At 45.3% G+C, this 5,429-nt stretch carries 4 protein-coding genes; 3 read left to right on the top strand and 1 reads right to left on the bottom strand.

Features of this window, described 5'->3' with window-relative positions:
* Positions 1–402 precede the first annotated feature (402 nt).
* The 3 genes from A3761_RS09130 (at position 403) to A3761_RS09120 (ending at position 4,659) form a co-directional block, all read left to right on the top strand.
* Positions 403–1,038 carry a methylamine utilization protein gene (locus A3761_RS09130; RefSeq protein WP_082865361.1) on the top strand — a complete coding sequence of 212 codons (636 nt, stop codon included), beginning with the start codon at positions 403–405 and terminating at the stop codon, positions 1,036–1,038.
* Complete coding sequence (locus A3761_RS09125) at positions 1,028–3,361, top strand: EAL domain-containing protein (RefSeq protein WP_068554262.1); 2,334 nt, start codon at positions 1,028–1,030, stop codon at positions 3,359–3,361. The genes A3761_RS09130 and A3761_RS09125 overlap by 11 nt, the downstream gene beginning before the upstream one ends.
* A gap of 104 nt (positions 3,362–3,465) precedes the next feature.
* Complete coding sequence (locus A3761_RS09120) at positions 3,466–4,659, top strand: hypothetical protein (protein WP_068750128.1); 1,194 nt, start codon at positions 3,466–3,468, stop codon at positions 4,657–4,659.
* Positions 4,660–4,714: 55 nt separating this feature from the next.
* Here A3761_RS09120 and A3761_RS09115 read toward each other — a convergent pair.
* Positions 4,715–5,429: zinc-binding dehydrogenase (locus A3761_RS09115; RefSeq protein WP_068750126.1), on the bottom strand; the 715-nt coding region annotated here is incomplete at its 5' end.

Raw genomic sequence — 5,429 nt, 5'->3', positions numbered from 1 at the left:
AGTAACATCTGAACGTTGAAAGTTTGAAAGAATGTCCAGGCCAGAAACCGCATCATCCGATTCTAGCTCGGTTGGCGGAGTGATGATGGCGTTCGGACTTTCATGGTCAGCTGCTATGGTTGTTGGGTAGAAGGTAGTGCACGGCTTCATTTTTGTTATTAACGCATTATCCCTTGCGTAGAAGCCTATTTAAGCATGCTGTAGGACTAATATCTATAGCCTATAATTTAAATTTACTAGGCTATTTAGGTGTGATTCGAATTCGTCGGCTCTGGCTAAGTATAATCGAACGACCCTTAATCGGAATCAAAAAATAGTCACCTGACTTCTTTCTGATTCCGGTTTTTGAACCTACACTGATTAACAGCGTCTAAGGACTTCTATAGCGACTGGAGAGTGTTAGTGAGCCGTGTTAACCCACTTGTTTTTGCAATGATTAGTTTACTTGTTTTCTGTTCGACACCCTTAGCTGCTTTTGAGGTTTTAGTGCTTGATCAGAACGGTAAACCGGTTAAAGACGCTTATGTAGCGATACCCGAAGGAAATATTGAGCAAGCAGAGGAAACGCCGGCCATTATGGATCAGCTTGATATTGCCTTTGTACCTCATGTATTGGCGATAGACCAAGGGCAAGCGGTTGTCTTTCCCAATAGTGATAATATCCGTCACCATGTCTATTCCTTTTCCCAACCCAAAAAGTTTGAAATTAAATTATATCAAGGAGTTCCCGAACAGCCGATTACCTTTAATCAGCCGGGTTTAGTGGCACTAGGTTGCAATATTCATGACTCAATGTTGGGCTATATCTATGTGTCACCATGGCCTAATTATGGTGTGAGCGATGAAAGCGGCAAACTTACCTTTTCTCAGACAGCTGAAGAACTGCTCATTTGGCATCCTCGCTTAGAGGGGAAAGCCGGTTTAGTTAGAAAAGCTATCGATAGTAAGCATGAAACAGTCACGATTACCTTGAAGCTCAAAAAGGAAAAGACGCGACGTCAGTTCAGAGCGTATAGAAGGGATCGCGATGGTTATTGACTTGAGCTTGCGAAAAAAAATCCTACTATCCTTTTTAAGTTTAATTATTGTCTCGTCGATTATGACGATTTCGGCAGTGTTATTAGCGACTAACAATAGTGTCGCTGAGCAGGCGAGAGAGAAGCTCGTCGTAGGTCAAAAGGTTTTTGAACAGTTACTGGCGCTGCGAGGTAACCAGTTGTTCGAGTCTGCTGAGGTACTGACCTCAGACTTTGGTTTTAAAGCCGCTGTGCTGGATCAGGACCGTTCAACTATTGGCTCAGTGCTCGACAATCATGGGGCTAGAATAGGCGCTGACTTGATGATGATCGCCTCACTCGAAGGTGACTTGATTGCCAGCACAGGTAAAAGCCAGAACTTCCCCTTTAAGCACTTGTTGTCAGAAGCAGAGGAAAATGGCGGTCTGATGCAAACCGTTGTATTAGATGGCTTACCCTACCAAATTCTGATGTTGCCGGTACTTGCGCCGGTTACGTCTGCCTGGACAGCCGTAGGTTTCCAAATTGACGATAAGCTTGCTCGGCAGTTAAAAGAGCTGACAACGCTGGAGGTGAGCTTTTCGGGTTGGGATAGCAATGAGCGCCGCTTTGAGTTGTCGACTCTGGATGAGCAGACTAACGCAGCAATGAGGGTCTATGAAACTCAGGGTGACTGGTTGCACATGACATACCAGGGAGAGTCTTTTTTAGCGCTGGTGACTTCATTGGTGAAGGCTGATAATTATCAAGTGAATGCGGTATTGAGTACCTCCTTGTCTTTGGCTATTGCCAAATTTTCACCACTAAAAATCCATATACTCATTATTGCATCCGTTGCATTGCTACTATCGGCTTTTATTGCCTTTATTATTGCCCGAAATATTACACGACCGGTTAATACGCTGGTGAGTGCGGCAGAACGAATTAGCCAGGGTGATTATAAGGGAGAAATTGATTTTGATCTTTTTAAGAAGAACGAGATAGGTAAACTAGCTAACAGCTTAAGTCATATGCAGCGGGGCATCGCTGATCGAGAAGACAAAATTCTCTATCAAGTCTTTCACGACACTTTGACGAGTTTGGCTAATCGCGCTTCGATACAAGAGAAGATTGAAACCCTGCTTGAGCAAAGCGATGGTGATTCAGACATATTTGCACTGATGCAGGTGAATGTTCGTCACTTCAAACAAGTGAATACGACCTTTGGTTATCATATCGGCGACCAGCTTCTAATTAGTATTGCCAAGCGCCTTTCTTCGCTGATGGGTGAGGATGATAGTGCTGCAAGGCTGGGGGCGGATGAGTTCTTGTTATTGCTCAAGGCAGATACAGAACCAGAAGTATCTGCACGAGCGAATCGAATTTTAGAAGCGATTATTGAGCCCTATCAAATAAACGAGCTTAAGCTCCCCATTGCATTTACCTCGGGTGTGGTTTTATATCCACAGCATGGTCAACGAACTGATGAATTAATGAGGCGTGTGGACATAGCGCTCAATGAAGCGAATGAGCAGAAGCTTGCTTTGTTGCTTTATCAGCCAGGTAGTGATGAAAAGCATCTTAAGCAAACGCGCCTGGTCAACGATTTGAAAGAGGCGATCGATCAAGATTCCTTATGCATGTTCTATCAGCCAAAGCTGGAGCTTAAGCAAGGCAAAGTCACCCAGGTTGAGGCATTGATTCGTTGGATTCATCCCGAGTTGGGCTTTATCTCACCTGAAGAGTTCATTGGTCTTGCTGAACAGTCTGGCTTGATGCCACCGCTAACGCGTTGGGTGATTGCTAGTGTATTGCGTGAAGCCGCTGCTTGGAGAACTCAAGGGATAGACCTAAAAATGGCGGTCAATCTCTCGGCTTATGATCTGGCCAACGATGACCTACCCGATTATGTGGCGCAAGAGCTTGAGAAAAACGGCCTCTCTACTTCTTCGCTAATTCTTGAAGTCACCGAAAGTGCGATGATTGATAACCCGGTTCAAGCCCTAAAAGTGCTTAATCAATTAAGAGACCAAGGGATTATCTTGGCGATTGATGATTATGGCACAGGCTATTCATCTTTGAGCCAACTTAAAGATTTACCCGTAGACGAGCTAAAGATCGATATGGCCTTTGTTTTGAAACTGGATGAAAGTAAATATGACCAGGCTATTGTCCAGTCAACGATAGACATGGCTCATCAGCTCGGTTTAACTGTCGTTGCTGAAGGGGTTGAAAACAGAGCGTCTTGGGCCTTACTCGAAACATGGGGATGCGATAAGTTACAAGGTTACTATATCTCTCGCCCACAAAACTCGGCAGACTTTGTTACCTGGTTTAAAGGCTATGATGTAAACAGTGAGTACTAGCATTATTTTTTCGATGAACAAGGCTAAACAAAGCATTCAGAATAAAACACTCTTCAGTTATCTGTGCCGCCTTGCTTCTAGTCGCTTTGATCAGCAGCGCACTTGTGCATGCAAAGCAGAATAGCCCACACCGCTTTATCGGCAATGTGACGCTTGTTACCAACTATCAAGACAGCGGAAATACATGGCTCAATGGTGGGCTGGGACGTTTTGGACAGGGTGACCAGGATAGCTCGGTTTCAGGCCTATTTGAATCAAATATCGAGTATCGGTACCGGCCTTCTTCTGCCTTTCAATTGAGTACTCATATCCAAGCACAAGGTACGAGTAATGATAGCTCCGTTCGCTCTCTTGGGGTGATAGAGTGGAGCGCAAGGTATCGTCATGATATCGACTTCAATCAAGCGCTTAGTGTTAAGCTGGGCCAGTTTTTCTTACCGACCTCAATGGAAAATATAGATCGCTTCTGGGAATCCCCTTATACCATTAGCTACTCTTCGCTCAATAGCTGGATAGGTGAGGAGTTTCACCCTATCGGCTTAGACATGTCTTATCGTTATCATTTTGATAGTGGGCCAGAGTTATCGGCAGCTGCAACGATCTTTGGTGGTAATGATTCAATGGGCGCTTTGTTGGCCTATAGAGGTTGGACTTACGGGCGTCAGCGCACGGTATTGGGTGATGTATTGGCCTTGCCTGAGCTCAGCAACCTTCAAGACGGGCAGATTTTTGCGGGGCAGCGAGATGACGGTACTAAACCTTTTGGTCGAGATCTTGATGGTCGGCCAGGGTATGCGCTGAGGTCATCACTGGCTTTGGATGAGCTGAATATAAAGCTCACTTGGGTCGATAACCGGGGCGATACGACACTTCTACATGCAGAATATGCCTGGAAAACCCGCTTTGCTATGGCTGGCTTGGCTTGGCGTATTAGTGAGGGCTGGGAGTTCTTATCGGAAGCCTCTCAAGGCAGCTCTGAAATGGGAGCGGGTCCTGGCATTGATATAGATTTCTACAGCCTGTACGGCATGTTTTCCTACCGTCTGAATGACTATCGAATCAGCTATCGCTATGACCAGTTTGGTATTGATGACCAAGATCAGATGGACCAAGAAAATAACGAGTTTGGGCGTAGTCATACCTTAGCGTTAATGTGGCAGGAAGAAGACAGTGCGCTGCGCTTAGGGGCGGAAGTCTTGTTCCTTAAGGGTAAGCGATACCGCGTACTTGAGGGCCCGCAAGTCTATCGTGACAGCGATTCTATTAGTGTCAGTATGTTGGCTCAGTATACCTTCTAGAATATGCGAAGGCTCAGCAAGCCAATAAATGGAAGAGCCTTGCTTTCATTGTGAGTTAGGGGACTAAAATTACTTTACCAATATTCTTGCGTTGCTCGATATGCTCATGCGCTTTGGCTGCATCCTTGAAGGAAAACGTGCTATCGACATGAGGCTTGATCCAGCCTTCAGCATAGCCTTTTAGTATCTCTTTCATCCAGATATCAATCTTCTTATGTTCATGCCATAAATGCCCCATATTGACACCATATACGCCTTTGTTCTGATCCATTAAACCAAAAGGGTGATAAAAAGGTGTTTGCACAATCATCTTAAGCATATTCAACTTGCCTTTGATTCCCGAGTCGGACACAGAGGAAATACCAAACATGCCTAGTCGGCCGGTGTTAGCTAAGGCACTGTAACTTTTTTTCAGGTTATCGCCGCCAATAGGGTCTGTGATCAAGTCGACACCGCGGCTATTGGTGAGGGCGAGAAGTTCTTTCTTCCAATCCTGGGTACGGTAATCTATTGCGTGATCCAAGCCCTTTTCTTTTAAGAACTTGTGCTTCCTTGAGCTAGCAGTACCATAAATTGTAGCGCCAATATGCTTGGCGATTTCCAGTGCAGCAAGACCGACACCACCTCCCACATTGTGAATGAGAACGCTCTCATGAGCTTGTAAGCCTCCCATCGCGACGAGTAATTGGTAGGCGGTAAGGTAGTTTACGGGGATTGCTGCTGCGGCTTCGAAGGAGAGCGTTTCTGGTTTATCAAATACTTGTTGTAGG

Source organism: Oleiphilus sp. HI0123 (assembly GCF_001635315.1).
The sequence above is the reverse complement of the archived record's forward strand: the minus strand, read 5'-3'. Positions and strand labels throughout refer to the sequence as shown.